General features: G+C 54.7%; 15 protein-coding genes and 1 pseudogene. 6 read left to right on the top strand and 10 right to left on the bottom strand.

Annotated elements, in window-relative coordinates:
* Nucleotides 1-15: 15 nt before the first annotated feature.
* From garK to ACMGGS_RS02875, 4 genes are all read right to left on the bottom strand, one after another.
* Complete coding sequence (gene garK / locus ACMGGS_RS02860; RefSeq protein ID WP_414164977.1) at nt 16-1,161, bottom strand: glycerate 2-kinase; 1,146 nt, start codon at nt 1,159-1,161, stop codon at nt 16-18.
* 104 nt (nt 1,162-1,265) lie between these two features.
* On the bottom strand, nt 1,266-2,156 hold the full coding sequence (garR, locus tag ACMGGS_RS02865; RefSeq protein WP_194207031.1) for a 2-hydroxy-3-oxopropionate reductase: 891 nt from the start codon (nt 2,154-2,156) through the stop codon (nt 1,266-1,268).
* Between the two features lie 27 nt (nt 2,157-2,183).
* Nucleotides 2,184-2,954: a 2-dehydro-3-deoxyglucarate aldolase gene (gene garL / locus ACMGGS_RS02870; protein ID WP_103676624.1), complete on the bottom strand. Its 771-nt coding sequence runs from the start codon at nt 2,952-2,954 to the stop codon at nt 2,184-2,186.
* Between the two features lie 28 nt (nt 2,955-2,982).
* Nucleotides 2,983-4,314, bottom strand: a complete 1,332-nt coding sequence (locus ACMGGS_RS02875) for an MFS transporter (RefSeq protein WP_414164978.1) — start codon at nt 4,312-4,314, stop codon at nt 2,983-2,985.
* A gap of 408 nt (nt 4,315-4,722) precedes the next feature.
* Here ACMGGS_RS02875 and garD point away from each other — a divergent pair, with 408 nt between their 5' ends.
* The 3 genes from garD (at nt 4,723) to nadS (ending at nt 7,173) form a co-directional block, all read left to right on the top strand.
* Complete coding sequence (gene garD, locus ACMGGS_RS02880) at nt 4,723-6,294, top strand: galactarate dehydratase (RefSeq protein WP_414164979.1); 1,572 nt, start codon at nt 4,723-4,725, stop codon at nt 6,292-6,294.
* Nucleotides 6,295-6,510: 216 nt separating this feature from the next.
* Entirely contained in the window at nt 6,511-6,834 is a 324-nt protein-coding gene (locus ACMGGS_RS02885; protein ID WP_414164980.1) for a type II toxin-antitoxin system RelE/ParE family toxin, read from the top strand.
* Nucleotides 6,835-6,870: 36 nt separating this feature from the next.
* Nucleotides 6,871-7,173, top strand: coding sequence for a NadS family protein (gene nadS, locus ACMGGS_RS02890; RefSeq protein ID WP_414164981.1), 303 nt, complete (start codon nt 6,871-6,873; stop codon nt 7,171-7,173).
* 25 nt (nt 7,174-7,198) lie between these two features.
* Here nadS and ACMGGS_RS02895 read toward each other — a convergent pair whose 3' ends face one another.
* The 5 genes from ACMGGS_RS02895 to ACMGGS_RS02915 all read right to left on the bottom strand — a co-directional run bounded on the left by ACMGGS_RS02895 (nt 7,199) and on the right by ACMGGS_RS02915 (nt 13,283).
* Complete coding sequence (locus ACMGGS_RS02895; protein ID WP_414164982.1) at nt 7,199-7,978, bottom strand: heme ABC transporter ATP-binding protein; 780 nt, start codon at nt 7,976-7,978, stop codon at nt 7,199-7,201.
* On the bottom strand, nt 7,971-8,966 hold the full coding sequence (locus ACMGGS_RS02900) for a FecCD family ABC transporter permease (RefSeq protein WP_414164983.1): 996 nt from the start codon (nt 8,964-8,966) through the stop codon (nt 7,971-7,973). Before ACMGGS_RS02900 ends, ACMGGS_RS02895 begins: the two co-directional genes overlap by 8 nt.
* Entirely contained in the window at nt 8,966-9,784 is an 819-nt protein-coding gene (locus tag ACMGGS_RS02905) for a heme/hemin ABC transporter substrate-binding protein (protein WP_414164984.1), read from the bottom strand. Before ACMGGS_RS02905 ends, ACMGGS_RS02900 begins: the two co-directional genes overlap by 1 nt.
* Complete coding sequence (locus ACMGGS_RS02910; RefSeq protein ID WP_414164985.1) at nt 9,781-10,833, bottom strand: hemin-degrading factor; 1,053 nt, start codon at nt 10,831-10,833, stop codon at nt 9,781-9,783. Before ACMGGS_RS02910 ends, ACMGGS_RS02905 begins: the two co-directional genes overlap by 4 nt.
* A gap of 77 nt (nt 10,834-10,910) precedes the next feature.
* Nucleotides 10,911-13,283: a TonB-dependent receptor domain-containing protein gene (locus ACMGGS_RS02915; RefSeq protein ID WP_414164986.1), complete on the bottom strand. Its 2,373-nt coding sequence runs from the start codon at nt 13,281-13,283 to the stop codon at nt 10,911-10,913.
* A gap of 220 nt (nt 13,284-13,503) precedes the next feature.
* Here ACMGGS_RS02915 and ACMGGS_RS02920 point away from each other — a divergent pair, with 220 nt between their 5' ends.
* Nucleotides 13,504-13,794 (top strand): SelT/SelW/SelH family protein, encoded by a 291-nt coding sequence (locus ACMGGS_RS02920; RefSeq protein ID WP_414164987.1) that lies wholly within the window; start codon nt 13,504-13,506, stop codon nt 13,792-13,794.
* Nucleotides 13,795-13,912: 118 nt separating this feature from the next.
* Nucleotides 13,913-15,583 carry a 2-isopropylmalate synthase gene (leuA, locus tag ACMGGS_RS02925; RefSeq protein WP_414164988.1) on the top strand — a complete coding sequence of 557 codons (1,671 nt, stop codon included), beginning with the start codon at nt 13,913-13,915 and terminating at the stop codon, nt 15,581-15,583.
* Here the strand turns inward: leuA and ACMGGS_RS02930 are convergent.
* Nucleotides 15,573-16,334, bottom strand: a complete 762-nt coding sequence (locus ACMGGS_RS02930; RefSeq protein ID WP_414164989.1) for an AraC family transcriptional regulator — start codon at nt 16,332-16,334, stop codon at nt 15,573-15,575. The two genes, leuA and ACMGGS_RS02930, sit on opposite strands and share 11 nt — an antisense overlap.
* Before the next feature lie 141 nt (nt 16,335-16,475).
* Here ACMGGS_RS02930 and ACMGGS_RS02935 point away from each other — a divergent pair.
* A pseudogene (locus tag ACMGGS_RS02935) lies at nt 16,476-16,550 on the top strand (oxidoreductase); the annotation flags it as partial.
* Between the last annotated feature and the right edge of the window lie 28 nt (nt 16,551-16,578).

The following is a 16,578-nucleotide window of genomic DNA, read 5'->3' on the forward strand; positions in this document are numbered from 1 at the left end:
GTTTCCACTCTGCTGTCACCTTTCGGTCAACATTCCCACCTGAAGCGTCGCGGCAATATTACGGGAAGCGCGATAAATATTATCGAATGCCCCCCTGAACGCATCCTCCAGGGTGCTAATGCTGGTCAGCACGCTGAAGACAGCGTCAATACCATACTGATGTACGATACCGACATCTTTGGTCAGGCTACCGGCAATGCCAATCACCGGCTTATGGTATTTTTTGGCGACCTGCGCCACGCCGACCGGCACTTTACCGTTAATGCTTTGGCTGTCGATCCGCCCTTCGCCTGTCACCACCCACGTACAGTCGTGAATGTGTTCTTCGAGATTGAGCGCCTGAGTGACGATCTCAATCCCGCTACGCAGCTCCGCGCCAAGGAACGCCATCAGCGCCGCGCCCATACCGCCCGCCGCGCCTGCGCCGGGGACCTGTTTAACGTCGATGCGCAGGGATTTTTTGATCACGTCCGCGTAATGATCGAGGTTGCGATCCAGCTCGACGATCAACTCTTCGGTTGCCCCTTTTTGCGGCCCGAATACCCGCGATGCGCCTTTTTCGCCCGTTAGCGGATTGGTCACGTCGCAGGCTACACGGATCGTACACTCGCGCAGGCGAGGGTCCAGTTGTGTAATATCAATGGAATTAAGACCGATCAGACTACCGCCGCCGTTGCCGATATCCGTGCCGTTAGCATCGCAAAGTTTTGCTCCCAGCGCCTGCACCATGCCCGCGCCGCCGTCGTTGGTGGCGCTGCCGCCAATGCCGATAATAATATTTCTCGCGCCGTGCTCCAGCGCCTGCAAAATCAGCTCGCCGGTGCCGCGGGAGGTCGTCACCAGCGGATTGCGCTGCGAAGGAGGAACCAGCGCCAGTCCGCTGGCGGCCGCCATTTCAATAAACGCGGTCTTACCGTCGCCGGAAATGCCCCAGCAGGCGTCAACGGGCTCGCCTAGCGGCCCGGTAACCTGAGCGGTATATTCTGTGCCCTGCGTTGCGGCGATCATCGCTTCAACCGTCCCTTCCCCTCCATCAGCGACCGGAACAGAGACATATTGCGCATCAGGAAAGATTTCCCGAAATCCTTTTTCTATCGCCTGAGCTACCTCGCTGGCAGAAAGGCTTTCTTTATAAGAGTCTGGGGCGATTACGATTTTCATAGTGAGTAGCCTGTTACCACGCAACGCCGGAGGGTATTGATCTTTCCGGCCCACAAAGGCGCATTCTGTCGGCCCGGCAGCAAGCGCCGCCGGGCAATACGTTGTTAGCGAGAGACTTCGACTTTCGCCAGTTTTTCGTAGTAGCACGCGATGGCGCTATGGTCGTCGTTACCGTGACCGTCTGCACGCAACGCCTGCATCATTTCCATTACCGCGGCAGTCAGCGGCAGTTGCGCGCCCACGCCGTGAGAGGTATCCAGCGCGTTAGCCAGATCTTTGATGTGCAGATCGATACGGAAACCCGGTTTGAAGTTACGATCCATCACCATCGGCGCTTTCGCATCCAGCACGGTGCTGCCCGCCAGACCGCCGCGAATCGCCTGATATACCAGATCCGGGTTAACGCCCGCTTTGGTCGCCAGAGTCAGCGCTTCGGACATAGCGGCAATATTCAGCGCCACGATCACCTGGTTTGCCAGTTTGGTCACGTTACCTGCGCCAATGTCGCCAGTGTGAACCACCGATCCGGCCATCGCTTTCATCAGGTCGTAGTATTTATCGAAAATCGCTTTATCGCCGCCAACCATCACCGACAGGGTGCCGTCGATGGCTTTTGGTTCGCCGCCGCTGACCGGCGCATCCAGCATATCCACGCCTTTCGCCTTCAGCGCGTCGCTGATTTCACGGCTCGCCAGTGGCGCGATAGAACTCATGTCGATCAGCACAGTGCCGGCTTTCGCGCCTTCAATGATGCCGCCTTCGCCCAGCGCTACGTCTTTGACGTGCGGGGAGTTTGGCAGCATGGTAATGATCACGTCGCACTGCTCAGCAATGGCTTTAGCCGTGGTAGCGGTTTCTGCGCCTGCAGCCACCAGTTCAGCGACGGCTTCAGGATTACGGTCAGAAACCACCAGCGAGTAACCGGCTTTAATGAGGTTTTTGCTCATTGGTTTGCCCATGATGCCCAGGCCAATGAAACCTACTTTAATGGTCATAATTGCTCTCTCTTTTTTCGGTGGTGGTTATTTCTTAAAGGAATCAGCTAATTTCTGCGTTGCGCCGCGGAAGACGCCCAAATCGCTGCCGACAGCAACAAAGGTGGCCCCCATTTCCAGATAGCGGCGCGCATCGGCATCAACTGGTGCCAGGATGCCGCACGGTTTGCCGTGGGCTTTCGCGCTGGCGAAAATCTGTTTAATGCACTGCTGAACGTCAGGGTGAGACGCGTTGCCAAGGTGGCCCAGCGCAGCGGCTAAATCGCTCGGTCCGACAAAGATGCCGTCTACGCCGTCGGTCGCCGCGATGGCGTCAACGTTATCCACGCCCTGCTGACTTTCGATCTGTACGATGATGGTGATGTTCTTATTGGACTGCGCGAAGTAATCCGGCACAGTGCCAAACATGTTGGCGCGATGAGACACGGAGACACCACGGATGCCTTCCGGCGGATAACGGGTAGAAGCTACCGCCAGCGCCGCTTCTTCCTGCGACTCTACAAACGGGATCAGGAAGTTATAAAACCCGATATCCAGAAGACGCTTGATGATCACCGGCTCGTTCGTCGGTACGCGGACCACCGGGGCGCTGGTGCTGCCCTTCAGTGCCATCAGTTGCGGAATGAAGGTGGAGATATCGTTTGGCGCATGTTCGCCATCCAGAACCAGCCAGTCAAACCCGGCCAGACCCAGCACTTCGGTGCTGATAGGGCTTGCCAGCGCGGACCAGCAGCCAATCTGAACCTGCTGCGCGGCCAGCGCAGCTTTGAATTTGTTCGGGAAAATGTCGTTATTCATCGCTTATACCTTGTAACTTAACCGTGAATTATTTCTGGAGTTCCATACGCTTGATATCGCCAACAATGAACAGGTAGCAAATCATCGCCATCAGTGCTGAACAGCCGACAAATATCAGGGCAGCGTTGAATGAGTGCAGTTCACTCACCAGATAACCAATGACCAACGGGGTGGCAATAGACGCAACGTTACCAAACACGTTAAACACGCCACCACACAGGCCAACAATTTCTTTCGGCGCGGTATCGGAGATAACCGGCCATCCCAGCGCACCAAAGCCTTTACCAAAGAAGGCCAGCGCCATCAGTGCCACTACCAGGGTGGTATTATTGGTGTAATTACAGAGAATAATCGTTGATGCCAGCAGCATTCCCAGCACAATTGGTAATTTACGTGCCAGGGTAATCGTTGCCCCACGTTTGATCAGGTGGTCAGAGAAGACGCCGCCCAGCACGCCGCCAGCGAAGCCGCACAGCGCCGGAATAGATGCCACCAGGCCCACTTTCAGAATCGACATACCTTTGTCCTGCACCAGGTAAATCGGGAACCAGGTGAGGAAGAACCAGGTAATCGTGTTAATGAAATACTGGCCGAAAAATACGCCCAGCATCATCCGGTTGGTCAGTAACTGTTTAATGTAGTGCAGTTTCGGACCGGAGTTTGTTACGCCAGGCTTTTTGTGGTCCATATCAACCACCGCGCCGCCTTTCGTAATGTAATCCAGTTCCTGAGCAGACATACGCGGATGGTCAGTCGGATTATGAATGAACTTCGCCCACACGGCGGTCAGCACAAAACCAATCGCGCCCATCACGGTAAAGACATGTTCCCAGCCCCACGCGAAGACCAGCCAGCCAAGCAGCGGCGAGAAAATCGCCAGAGAAAAGTACTGTGCGGCGTTAAACAGTGCTGACGCAGTACCGCGCTCTTTGGTCGGGAACCAGGCGGCCACAATACGGGCATTAGCCGGGAAGGAAGGCGCTTCGGAGAAGCCCAGCATAAAGCGCATGACAAACATAGACATCCCGGCCCAGGCCAACGGGAAGATATCCACAAAGCCTTGCAGGAAGGTAAACAGTGACCAGAAGAACAGGCTATAGGTATAGACTTTCTTCGAACCGAATTTGTCCAGCAGCCAGCCACCTGGGATTTGCATCAGCAGGTAAGCCCAGCCGAATGCGGAGAAGATGTAGCCCATCGAGATAGCGCTAAGATGTAATTCTTTCGCGACCTCGGTCCCGGCAATCGACAGCGTGGCACGGTCCGCATAGTTAACTGCTGTCACAATAAAGATAATTAGCAGTATTATATAGCGGGTAGGGATACCTCTTTTAGAGGTAATAGCAGTATCCAGCGACATTAATTTATCCTCGGGTACGGAGACACCTGTTTATTTATTTTTATCAGGTGAGATTACTGATTATTTATTGATGCAGGTATCTCAATAAACAGATCAGACACAATGTAATTGGCAATCAGTATAATCAGGCAGCCCCTAATATACATTGTGTATTTGACTAATTAATCAATATCACAAGGCAAATGTTTATGGCATATGCACATACTCCTGGGCGCTAATGCACAGATTTAATCATTGCCCGCCTTGCGCCACGCCCCATCGCGAGAATGAGTGATCTGGATCACATTCTTAATTTCAAAGTCAGTGCATTCTTAATCGCATAATATTGAGGTTTTATCTTTTATCCTTTTTCTAAAACGCTCAGTTTACCGTTTTTTATTATCTACATTTGCTGGAGAATACTGGACAATGGCCGACATCGAAATTAGACAGCAGTCGCCTTCGGCGTTCTATATTAAAGTGCACGACACCGATAACGTGGCGATTATTGTCAATGATAACGGGTTGAAAGCGGGCACACGTTTCCCCAATGGGCTGGAACTCATTGAACATATTCCACAGGGCCATAAAGTAGCGCTGGTGGATATTCCCGTCCACGGCGAAATCATTCGCTACGGTGAAGTCATCGGCTATGCTGTGCGCGACGTGGCGAAAGGCAGTTGGATTGATGAATCCACCGTCGAACTGCCAAAAGCACCGCCGCTGAATACGCTGCCGCTGGCGACCAAAGTACCTGAACCGCTTCCACCACTGGAAGGGTATACCTTTGAAGGTTATCGTAATGCGGACGGCAGCGTCGGCACCAAAAACCTGCTTGGCATTACCACCAGCGTTCACTGCGTGGCGGGCGTGGTGGATTATGTCGTAAAACTCATTGAGCGCGACCTGCTGCCGAAATACCCGAACGTGGATGGCGTGGTTGGTCTTAACCACCTTTACGGCTGCGGCGTGGCGATCAACGCGCCGGCGGCGATTATCCCGATTCGCACGATCCATAACATTGCGCTGAACCCGAACTTTGGTGGTGAAGTGATGGTGGTCGGCCTCGGCTGTGAAAAACTTCAGCCGGAGCGTCTGTTACAGGGAACGGAAGATGTCAAAGCCATTCCGGTTGACGATGCCAGTATTGTCCGTTTGCAGGATGAACATCACGTCGGCTTTAAATCAATGGTGGACGATATTCTGGTCGTTGCCGAGCGTCATCTGCAAAAACTGAACCAGCGCCAGCGCGAGACCTGCCCGGCGTCTGAACTGGTGGTCGGTATGCAGTGCGGCGGCAGCGATGCCTTCTCCGGCGTCACCGCGAACCCGGCGGTAGGCTACGCGTCCGACCTGCTGATCCGCTGTGGCGGGACGGTGATGTTCTCTGAAGTCACCGAGGTCCGCGATGCGATCCACCTGTTAACGCCACGCGCCATCAATGAAGAGGTGGGCAAACGCCTGCTGGAAGAGATGGCCTGGTACGATAACTATCTTGATATGGGTAAAACCGACCGCAGCGCCAACCCGTCTCCGGGGAACAAAAAAGGCGGTCTGGCCAACGTGGTGGAAAAAGCCCTCGGCTCAATTGCCAAGTCTGGTAAAAGCGCGATTTCCGAAGTGCTGTCGCCCGGCCAGCGTCCAACAAAACGCGGCCTGATTTACGCGGCAACCCCCGCCAGCGACTTTGTCTGCGGTACTCAGCAGGTCGCCTCCGGGATCACCGTGCAGGTCTTCACCACCGGTCGTGGTACACCTTACGGACTGGTAGCGGTACCGGTAATCAAGATGGCGACTCGCACCGAACTGACAAACCGTTGGTATGATCTGATGGATATCAACGCGGGCACCATCGCTACCGGCGAAGAGACGATTGAGGATGTGGGCTGGAAGCTGTTCCACTTTATTCTGGACGTGGCCAGCGGCCGGAAAAAAACCTTCTCGGATCAGTGGGGCTTACATAACCAGCTGGCGGTGTTTAACCCGGCTCCGGTGACGTGATAAACCCTTCATGCTAAATGCTAACCCTGGCAGGGAGACCTGCCGGGGGTTTTCATCATAGCGCTATTGCCAAAAAGTATTATTAATTCAAAACCCCCTTCAGATACCGCCTTGTCTTATGATACCCCCTTTAAATAGTACCCCGTACTAATATCCTGTTGATATTAGTACGGGGTACCAGTAATATGGATTCAGGGATGACAGGGAGACACAGGGATGGTCTATATAGAATTTATTGAAACATCTGCATTCAGTAAAGCGCGTAAGTCGTTGATGGAAGATGATGAATTCCGGGAGCTGCAAACCTTTTTGCTTGAAGGCCATGAATATGGCGACACGATTTCTCAAACAGGAGGTTGTAAAAAAATCCGCTGGAACCGTCAGGGCATGGGTAAGCAAGGTGGAGTACGCGTGATTTACTATGTGCGTACAGCCAGCGGAAGGCTTTACCTTTTGCTTATCTACCCTAAAAATGCAAAGGACGATTTAAGCCCGGCTGAAAAAGCGATCATGAAAAAATTTACACAGTTGGTTGAGTAATAAAGCCGTTTCGCTCTTCATAACGAGGATAAATCAATGGAACAGAAATTATTTACAGATCTTGTTAGCAGCCTTGAAGAGATGGTCGCCATTGAAAAAGGTGAACGCGTTCCGGCCCCTGAGAACATCCACCGCCATGCTCTGCCAGATGTAAAAAAGATCCGCACTCATGCCGCGCTGAAACAGGCAGAATTTGCGGATATGATCGGCGCAAGCGTTGATCTTGTACGTAGCTGGGAACAGCAACGGCGTATCCCTTCAGGGATTGCATTAAAAATGCTCAGGCTCATAGAGCAGCAGCCAGGTATTATCAACACGCTGCGCGCTATAAGCGCCTGAACCAGGGTCTTCGGCACACTGCCAACTACGAACACAGAAAAACATGCGGCGTATCGTTACCGGGATGCGGATTTACCTGCACCTCTGCGCCATACCATTGCGCGATGACATCGGTTTGAATTACCTGCTGTGGCGTCCCCTGCGCAACCAGTTTTCCCCGGTTTAACAGCAGCACGCGGTCGGCCCATAGCGCCGCCAGATTAAGATCGTGTAGTACGATACAGACGTGCAGTTTGCCGCTGGCGGTGAGTTTTTTCAGTAAACGTAATAGCTGCTGTTGATGGTAGAGATCCAGCGCCGAGGTTGGCTCGTCAAGAAACAGCCAGCCCTCGGGCGCGCCGTCGTTCCACAGTTGCGCCAGGCTCCGCGCCAGCTGCACCCGCTGCTGCTCGCCGCCGGAGAGGGTGGCATAGTTGCGACCCGCCAGATCGTCACAGCCGGTCAACGCCATGACCTCGCGGACGATCTCCGCTTCATGCCGCGTTCCCCAGGGCGCACGTCCCATAGCGACGATAGCCTCCACCGGCCAGTCAAAACGCAGCTGCGTTTGCTGCAACATCACCGCACGGCGACGGGAGAGCGCACGGGCGGGCCACTGTTTCAGCGAGCGCCCCGCCAGCCAGCATTCCCCCTGATCCGCGGGCAAATACCCGGTCAGAAGTCGCAACAGCGTTGATTTCCCCGCACCATTGGGGCCGATTAGCGCAACCAGTTCACCGCGGGCAAGCATTAACGAGACATCATCGATCAGCCATCGCTGCCCGCGTTGCAGACGTAAATGGGCGGCGACTAAGGTGTTATCCATGTTCCGTTCTCCTTTGGCGGAAGATCAACCACAGAAACCAGGGCGCACCAAGCAGGCTGGTGATCAGACCTACCGGCATCTCCGCTGGCACGACAACGGTGCGGGCCGCGGTATCGGCAATCAGCAGCAGGATGGCCCCCGCCAGCAGCGATCCCGGCACCAGCGCGCGGTGATCGGCCCCCAGCCACATGCGCATCAGGTGCGGTACCACCAGACCAATAAAGCCGATAATCCCGCTGATCGCCACCGCTGCCGCCACCAGTAAGGCGCTGCAAAGCAGCATCACTCGTTGCAGCCGCGGAACATTGACGCCCAGGTAATGCGCCTCTTCGTCGCCCAGTTGCAGCAGGTTAAGCTGGCGGGCAACCCACCATACCGCCATCGCCGAGGGTAAAATAAGCGTGGTTGCCACCAGCAGCGTGGACCACTGCGCCTGACCGAGGCTGCCCATTCCCCACTGCGAGAGCTGGCGAAGCTGGGCATCGTTGCTTAGCCATGACAGCAGTCCAACGGCAGCGCCGCACAGCGCGTTAATGGCAATTCCCACCAGCAGCAGGCGCGACAGTGAATTATCGCGGGCCTTACTGAGCAGAAAAATCACCACCATCACCGCCAGGCTACCGATAAACGCTGCCAGCATCGGCGCATAGAGCGCCACCAGCGCGGGAACCGGCAACGGTAATACCAGCCAGCAGGCCACCGCCAGCGCGCTGCCGCTGCTAATCCCCAGCAGTCCCGGATCGGCCAGCGGGTTGCGAAACAGCCCCTGCATCACGCAGCCGGAGAGCGCCAGCGCCGCGCCGACCACCAGCGCCAGTAGCACGCGCGGCAAACGGATGGTCAGCCAGATCTGGCGCAGCGCGTCACCGCCGGGATGCCACAGACTCTTTAACGGCAACGCCATCGCCCCCTGGGTGGTTGCCACCAGCGTCAGGCCGACCAGCAATAACACCATTCCCCATAGTGAGCACACCACGGCGCGGTTCATCAGGGCAGTTGCTCCGCTTTTTGACGCAGATCGAGCAGCGCCTGCGGCGTGCGTATGCCAAAACCAAGCAGGGCCATATCATCAATAATCATTACCTGCTTATTACGCCCTGCAGGGGTCTGCGCCAGCCCTGGCAGTTTCCACAGGTTCTCTTCCCCACCCATGCTTTTAACCCCGTCGGCAGAGATCACGATCAGATCCGGCTGGCTGGCGATGACGCCTTCCTGCGAAAGACCGCGATAGTGCGCAAAGCCCTGCATGGCATTCTGTAACCCGGCTGCGCGGATCGCGCCATCGGCGGCGGTTTCCTGGCCGGCGACCATCGTTCCCATCCCGCCGTGGCTTAACAGAAACAGGACGCGCTTATTGACTGGCGATGTCGGCAGCGCAGCGATTTGCGCCTTCAGTTTTTGCCGCAGCCGCTCGCCTTCGGCATTTTTGCCGAGCGCGTCGGCGATGACGGCGACTTTCTTATCAATCGCCGTCAGCGAATAACCGCCGGGGACGTTCACCACCCTGACGTGGTTCTCCTCTACTTTTTGTAATACCGATGACGGCTGCGCCTGGTTGCTTGCCAGCACGATATCCGGGCGCAGCGACAGGATGCCTTCAGTATTGAGTTGCCGAACATAGCCGACATCCGGCACGTTATTCACCTCGGCAGGCCAGGTGCTGGTGGTGTCGCGCCCGACAAGCTGCGACTGCGCGCCCAGTCCGTAAACAATTTCGGTAATATCGCCGCCCAGCGTCACCACGTTCTGCGCAGCGGCGCTCGCCACCAGCGGGATCGCCGCCAGCAGCATCAGTATTTTTTTCATGCCGCTTGCCCTTCATTGCTCAACGCATCGATCTGCGCTCGCCACTGGGTTTGTTCCGGTTGGCCTTCGCTGCGCTGACCATAAAGCTGAGCGATTTGCGTACCATCCGCGGCGAACAGTTCAAGACTGGTGACATGGCCGTCGGCGGTCGGTTTGCGCGTTACCCAGCTTTCCGCAATTCCCGCCTCACGCAGGTGCAGAGTGAAGTTTTCATTGAAAATGTTGATCCAGCCTTTCATCGGGGTCAGTTTTTCCAGCGCGCCGGTGAAGATCTGTACACAGCCGCGATTACCGACAAAAATCATAATCTCGTTACCCTGCTGTAAGACGGTGTCCAGCAGGCGCGGCAGCGCGTCATTGCTCACCTGACAGGCAAGATCGTCGCCTGCCAGGCGAAAAGCCTGCTGGCGTGAGAGATTGTGTTTTTTCAGCAGACCAAAGAACTGATGCACATCGGTCATCGCCCGCCATTCCCGATCCAGCGCCGCGCCGTCGGCGCTTTGCGAATGCGGTTCGGCCACGGCGGCGGTGATCACCAGTGGCAGTTCGTCAGGCGTGGCGAAACGAGCGACCACTTCGCTCCACGCCGCCAGATCGGTCTGCGCTGTGACGTAGACTTTCAGTACCGCGTCGCCCTGCTGATCGAAGAACTGAATGCTCTGACGCTCGCCGCGCGGACTTTGTTCACGCAGGCTGAAGGCGCTGGCCCACTGACTGATAAACAGACGCAGATCGAGCGCGCGCGGGTTCAGCACCACCCCGGCGCGTTCACCGAGATGCTGATTGGTGAAACTGCCGGTGTGTTCATGGACGGCGTACTCGTTACGGCAGATGCATTTTGTGTCTCCCACCAGCTCCAGCGCGGCGAGGATTTCGCGCATTTCGCCCGTTAAACGCACGGCATCGTACCCCACGCGTGCGTGGGTTAATTCCGCTTCGCTGATGGTCATCTCAGTCGCGATATCACGGGCGTATTTTGCAGGATCCTGCGCTTTAATGGTCTGATATTGCTGCCAGATGGCGGATACATCTTTTGATGAAACAGACATAGTGTTCGCTTCCTGATAAGGTTAAAAACCCCCGGCAGCGATACCGGGGGGAGTAAGGATTAAGGATGACGTCTTAATCAGAAGTCTACGTTAACACCCAATTGCCAGGTACGACCCGGCATCACCGCCAGCGCCTTGTCATACGCATCCTGACGGGTGGACTCCTCAATGGTGCGACTGCTCAGGTAATCCCAGTATTTACGGTCGGTAATGTTATAGACGCCGCCGTTGAGTCTGACGTTCTTCGCCACCTGCCAGTACGCCGTCCAGTCCAGCAGACCATAGCCTGGCACCCGCATGTACTCATTGGTGGAGTCGGCGATCGTCGAACCGGTATTAGTGTAAGACTCACGACTGGTCGCGGTGGCGCGTTTGCCTTTCACGAAGGTGGCGGTCAACGCTGTGCCATACCGTTTCGCCGGATCGTCCCACGCAACGCCAGCGATCGCTTTCATCGGCGCGACGCTGTCCAGATCAATGTATTTATCCCCCATATAACTGGATTTTGATTTTCCTTCGGTATAACCATAGGCGAGCGTCGCACTCAGGCCATTCACCTCTTCAAACCAGGTGCCAAAGTTAAATTTAGCGCTAATTTCACCGCCGTAGATAAAGGCTTTATCCCGGTTTTCCGCCTGATAGGTGGTGTAAATATTGGACGGAACGTTGGTGAACCGGTCCGGATTCCCGGCGCGCGAGTAACGGGTATAGGCGATAAAGTTTTTATAGGCGTTATAGAACAGCGCGGTGCGCAGGGTGATGCCATCGGTCACGTCCCCTTTCATGCCCCACTCAACGTTATCGCTGGTTTCGGTTTTCAGATCGGTATTACCAATCAGCGCATATTGCTGTCTGCCTGCGTAGCTGGAGCCAAGATTCCAGGAGCCATAGAGCTGGCTGGCATTGGGGAACTGCGCACCGCGTTTGTATTGCAGGTACGTCATCAGGCGCGGAGTGATGTCGTACTGGAAGGTGAGTGACGGTAACAGTTGGGTATCGGTATTTTTGCCATATAACGTCGAGACTTCAGACTCATCCAGAACGTTACTGTTCGTCGTCAGACTGGAGAGATTATCCGGCTTCATTGACTGATGGACGACACGTGCGCCAGGGATGACGGCGAAATGGTGACCACCCGCGTCGAAATTAATCTGATCCTGCACGAAGGCACCGAGGGTATAGCTTTTGCTGTCCGCTTCCGGCTGCATAATTTCGCTGTACGCCGTTGGCGCTGGAGACTGTCTGAACGGACGCTTCGTTTCCGTGGTACTGACGTTAAACCCGGCGCTCAGATCGTGGCGTCCCAGCGTTTTCGCCAGCGCATTCTGAATGCCCCAGGTATCGGTGTCATAGTCTGAATAGACCGTCTGCATGGCGGTAGTAATGCTGTCCGGCATATAAGTGCGGTCATGCGCTTCAGTATGCTGGTAGTAGACTTTGGTCGACATGCTGTCCAGCCAGTCATTCACTGGCGTCCAGTCATCTTTCAGGCTGACGCCCCAGCGACGGGTCTGGCTGGTCTGTTGGGCATCACCAAGGATCTGGCTGCCGCTGCTGTTCCAGGAGTCGTAATGGGTATGGTTGGTTTTGTGGTAGTAATCCAGTGTACCGGTCAGCTTGTGCTCATCGTTCGGCTGCCAGATACCGGAGGCCATCATCGCATCAGAGTGCCAGTTAGCCGGGTACGCATCCACTGTATCACTGTTGTTGCGGGTTTGCTGACCGTCACGACGGCTGTAGACAAACACGCCGCGCAGGGTTTCATCCCCCGCCGCACCGGTCACGCCATTGTGCCAACTGCGATCGGCAGAGTCGTAATCACTCTGGTAGCCAAACCAGGTATTTTTTCCCGGATGCAGGTAATCGTCAGCGGATTTTGGGCGGAAAGAGACATTGCCGCCGATAGAGGTATTGGCCTGTTCGGTAGAGGTCGCGCCGGATTCAATATCAACATTGCCATACATATACGGATCGATGTAATCGCGGCCAATGCCGAACGTGTTCAATCCTGATCGGCTAACGTAACTGCGTCCAGTGGCGTCCGGCTGCGCGATCCCATCGACATCGATGCCAACGCGATTACTTTCCAGCCCACGAATGTTGTAGCCGGTATAACCGCCACGGTCAAAGCCGCTTTTGCCGTTGCCGGAACCTCCACTGGCCCCGGTCGCGCTGATTAACGGTTCATAACGCATAATAGAGCCAAAGTCGTTTGCGCCTTTATTTTGCAGGTCCTGGGCGCTGAGTGAATGCGTACTTCCCGCTTTCAGATCCGGCGCTGGCGCGGTGACAATCATCTCGTCAGCCGAATCCTGCGCGGTATTTTTTGCGGTAGTCGTTGAAGTACCGGTATCAGCCGCGAAAGCCGCAGTCTGATAGAGCGCTGTGAGTAATGACGTCACCAGAACGCTCTTCCTGAAACGTTGAGGAGAAATGTGCGATGTATGCATAATGTCTTGTAAACCTTAATTTTATTAGTATGAGGCTCACATTTCACTTCCACTGGCTGATTGAAAAAGCACTAACCAAAAAAACGCGTACTGTTATAAATTATGAAACGAATACTAATGATAAGTATTATCATTTGCAACAACTTCACAAAGTCTTCACATTTGTGACCCATTAATCGTAAATTGTGTGCTATGCCCTCCTGGTAAAATGAGAGAAAAAATGAGCAAAAACGCCGTCACATTGCAGTACTGTTCCCAGTGCAACTGGATGCTACGCGCCACCTGGATGGCGCAGGAGTTGCTGCAAACGTTTAGTACCGATCTCGATTCTGTGCGCCTGATCCCCGGCACCGGCGGGATTTTTGTTATCGATGTTGATGGTCACGTTATCTGGGATCGCAAGCAGGACGGCGGCTTTCCCGATGCGGCAGAGTTAAAACGCCGGGTGCGGGACTATTGTTTTCCGGAGAAAGCGCTGGGACATGTGGAGAAGAAAGACGATCGGGAATAATAGTGATTCAGCGCGGAGCTACAGTTGTCCTGTTTGAATAACAGGTTGTCATCTTCTGGTGAGTTTTCCGGCAGATTTAGCATGACACTGGGGTCTCTTAGTTAAAAGGAAACCCGGTATGCTGAAGAATCCTTCCCTCAAATACACACCCCATCCGCCAGTAAGCCTCAGCGACAGGCAATGGCCGAATAATACGTTGACCCGTCCTCCGCGCTGGCTATCTACCGATTTACGTGATGGTAATCAGGCGCTGGCTGAACCGATGGACGGTGCCAGGAAACGCAAATTTTGGGATCTGTTAGTTGCCTGCGGCTTTCGGGAAATCGAGGTCGCATTTCCTTCAGCCTCGCAAACAGACTTTGATTTTGTGCGATCGTTGATTGAAGAACAGCGTATTCCATACGATGTAAATATCCAGGTATTAACCCAGGCAAGGGAAGATTTGATTGCGCGAACGTTTGAATCACTGCGCGGCGTTCATCAGGCGACCGTGCATTTATATAATGCGACGGCACCGCTGTTCAGGGATATCGTGTTCCGTCAAACTCGCGATGAAATTGTTCAGCTTGCCGTCAGCGCGGCGCGGCAAATTCGCCAGTTATGCGATGAAACGCCGGAAACGGCATGGACCTTCCAGTACTCCCCTGAAACGTTCTGTTTTACCGAACCTGAGTTTGCCCTGCAAATTTGTGAGGCCGTTGCGGCGGTGTGGGATCCGCATGATTCCCGTCCCATGATTATCAATCTCCCCGCGACGGTTGAAGTCAGTATGCCTAACGTTTATGCCGATCAGATAGAGTATTTCTGCCGTCATTTCTCACGCCGCCAGCAGGTGTGTATAAGCGTTCATCCCCATAACGATCGTGGGACAGGGATTGCCTGTGCTGAGCTTGCATTACTGGCAGGCGCGGAACGTGTTGAGGGCTGTCTCTTCGGAAACGGCGAACGGACGGGGAATGCAGATCTGGTAACGCTGGCGCTAAATCTTTATACCCAGGGAATTTCACCCGGCCTCGACTTTAGCCAGATGAAAAAGGTCGTTGAAGTGGTCGAAGAGTGTAATCAGTTGCCCGTTGCGCCGCGCCATCCCTATGCAGGTGAGCTGGTATTTACAGCGTTTTCTGGCTCTCACCAGGACGCGATCAAAAAAGGTTTCGCGGCAAGACAACACTCACCGGATACGCTCTGGCAAATCCCCTATCTGCCACTCGATCCGGCAGACATAGGGTGCAGCTATGAAGCCGTCATTCGGGTAAATAGCCAGTCAGGCAAAAGCGGCGCAGCCTGGCTTCTGGAGCAAAATCACAATCTTGTTCTGCCTCGCCAGCTGCAACAGGCCTTTAGCCTTCGCGTGCAGGAAGCCGCGGAGCGCGGAGAAAAAGAGATGTCGCAAATGGCCGTCTGGGCGCTTTTTCGCCAGTCATATGGGCTTGTTGACGCGCCCCCGCTTCGGTTAGAGAAATATAACTGTAACAACCATCCCGATCAGCGTACCACCCTTTCTGCCGAGATTATCTGCCAGGGTAAGCGGTTGAGTTTGCAAGGCGAAGGAAATGGCTTCCTGTCTGCGGCGCTCACGGCGCTTTGTCGTGAAGTAAAAGCAGAGCTTGAGATTGTTAGTTATCAGGAACATACGCTGGGTAAACGTAGCGACAGCCGCTCTGTCGCCTATGTGTGTTGCCAGGACCGGACGGGAAAATGTGCATGGGGCGTCAGTATTGACAGTGATATTAGTCGGGCCTCACTACAGGCTATGCTGAATGCGGCGGAGGATTTCGTCACTGGCTAAAGTAATCACTGGGCGAGACGCCCATTACCCGCCGAAACATCACGCTGAACGCGCCGGGGCTGGCATAACCGGAATCCAGTGCCACCCGGGTGATCTGCTCGCCCTGCGCCAGACGCGTCAGGGCATGCAGAAGACGAGCCCGCCTCACCCACTCACTGAACTGCATGCCGGTTTGCTGATAAAAATGGCGGTTGAGTGTACGCCCGCTGGCGCTGATTTTTATGGCTGCTCTGGTAACAGACCACGTTTCATGCGGCGCGTCGCGCACGGCCTGGCAAAGCTGCCTCAGACGTTCGGAAGCTGGCTCCGGCAGGTGAAACGGCAGCGTATCCATCAGGCGTAGCTCATCAAGCATCAGCTCATGAATGCGCTCAGCGCGGCTTGCGGGTGGGTAATCGGCAGGAAGATGCAGTGCAGAAACGATAAGCTCCCGCAGCAGATCGCTGACGCTTACCACCTGGCAGATAACCGGCAGATCTGCTCTGGCCAGCGGTTCGACAAAAAGTACTCTGGCCTTCACTTCACCAGTAATATGCAGGGCATGCGGCATATGTGCCGGGATCCATACGCCTCGCGACGGCGGGACCACCCAAAAACCGTTTCGGGTCTCAATGCGGATGACCCCGCTCAACGTATGAATAAGCTGAGCGCAACTGTGCGTGTGCCAGCTTTCATAATCGCCATGTTGGTAGTCATGTGCATAAGGGATCACCGATCTACCTGAAAAATCAAAATCGCGCTGTCGGGTCATTTAGTCAGCCTCATTCACTTTTTAACCGGCTGTCGTTGGGTGTTTCTTATAAGATGCTTATTATTATGACGTCCGGCATCATACTTTTTATCAGCGCGGGTAAACAACCCGTGAACACGATCGGAAACATGAGGTGACTATTTCCTGCTTTCTGACGATGCCTCTTACGTTACCGGCAGTCAGTATGCAGTGGACGGCGGACTGGTTCACTACTAACGTGAACGCCGCATGATGATAAGAATGG

Source organism: Superficieibacter sp. BNK-5 (assembly GCF_047456055.1).
In the GTDB taxonomy this organism is placed as follows: domain Bacteria; phylum Pseudomonadota; class Gammaproteobacteria; order Enterobacterales; family Enterobacteriaceae; genus Superficieibacter.